The organism is Paenibacillus radicis (ex Xue et al. 2023) (assembly GCF_024722015.1).
Taxonomy (GTDB): Bacteria; Bacillota; Bacilli; order Paenibacillales; family NBRC-103111; genus Paenibacillus_S.
Window position 1 is genome coordinate 1 of sequence record NZ_JANQBD010000071.1, and the last position, 1,650, is coordinate 1,650.

1 protein-coding gene is annotated in these 1,650 nt (G+C 44.7%); it reads left to right on the forward strand.

Features of this window, described 5'->3' with window-relative positions; translation table 11 throughout:
- Positions 1-161 precede the first annotated feature (161 nt).
- Complete coding sequence (locus tag NV381_RS38080) at positions 162-1,484, forward strand: IS4 family transposase (protein ID WP_258218455.1); 1,323 nt, start codon at positions 162-164, stop codon at positions 1,482-1,484.
- The last annotated feature ends 166 nt before the right edge of the window (positions 1,485-1,650 follow it).

Below are 1,650 nucleotides of genomic sequence, written 5' to 3' on the forward strand. Positions count from 1 at the left end.
GGGCAATGTCATTAAGTTAAGGCATAGGGCTAAAAATCAAAAAAGAGCTGGTTATCGAAAAGATAGCCCGCTCTTTTTTTGCCTGAAGATGAAAAATAGGACTTGACAAATAAACGGAAATGTGTGGCGTAGCCCCTTGAAAAAACGAGGAGGTTACGTCAATGAATGAGTACGCAAATTCGCTAAAAAATACGCTGACATCCCTCATACGAGAAATGTCAGCCTCTCCAGCCCCTTATGTTAAAAACCCTCAAAAAGATTTTACCCGAAAGAAAAGGCTGCCCTTTGAAACAGTTATGCAACTCCTGATCTCCATGGGCGGCAACAGCATCTATAAGGAACTGCTGGAATCGCAGGCCTATGACGTAAACACCGCAACCACTTCCGCTTTTGTTCAACAGAGGAATAAAATCCTGCCATCTGCTGTGGAATTCTTGTTTCACAAATTTACGCAATCGTATACGAATATCAGGGACTACCGCGGGTATCGATTACTCGCCATTGACGGTTCGGATCTACATATCGCAACGGACTCTGCGGACACGGACACCTATTTTCAAAGCCAACCGAACACGAAAGGCTATAACCTTCTGCATCTGAACGCAGCCTATGACTTATGCAACAGACTTTACGTGGATGCCATTGTTCAGCCACGAAGGTTGTGCAACGAGGGCAGAGCACTGGCAGACATGGTTGACCGTTCCCCCATCCAAGGCAAAACCATTGTTACTGCCGATCGGGGCTATGAAAGTTATAACAATTTCGCACATCTTGAACGCAAAGGGTGGAACTACGTCATACGGGTAAAGGATTTGGATTCCAATGGGATTCTTGCGGGCTTGCGTTTGCCCGCAAGCGGAGAGTTTGATCGGGAAGTTCATCTGACACTTACCAAAAAACAAACCAATGCGGTCAAGGCTCTCCCCGAAATTTACAAGTTCATCCCGTCCAAGTCTACCCTTGATTTTTTGGATTTACACGAGAATATGTTTTACCCGATTTCCTTTCGGGTTGTTCGTTTCATCCTGCCCAGTGGTGCTTACGAAACCATCATGACGAATCTTTCTGCTGCTGATTTCCCGCCTGATGAAATTAAATCCATTTATCACATGCGATGGGGTATTGAAACCTCTTTCAGGGCGTTAAAATACACCGTCGGTTTGACGAATTTTCACGCAAAGAGGCAAGAATCCATCATCCAGGAGATTTTCGCAAGAATGATCATGTACAATTTTGTTGAAATGATGACCTCGCACGTCGTCATTTCCCAAATGGATAAACAGCACCACTATCAAGTCAACTTCACGGTTGCCGTTCACGTTTGTAGACATTTCCTGCGCTCACGCGGCGATGGACCCCCACCCGATGTTGAAGCACTGATTCGCAAAAACGTTTTGCCGATTCGCCCCATCCGCCCAGGACAGCAAAATTCACGCAAAATTCGCTACAGATCAGCTGTTAGCTTCGTCTATAGAGTAGCATAATTCGTTTCATATGAACATTTTTTAAGCGGATATTCCCTCCGCCTTGTTTGCTGTACGCTTTTTTCTGGCTTACACCAAAAAACAAACGGCACAGGGATTTTTCCCATACCGTTTCGAATTCCATTTTAATTCCGCTATTGTTTTTGAGCTTAACTTAATGACATTG

Bases quoted from the DNA above. Each gene is read 5' to 3' on its own strand.
- NV381_RS38080 (WP_258218455.1), top strand. From the start codon at position 162: ATGAATGAGTACGCAAATTCGCTAAAAAATACGCTGACATCCCTCATA.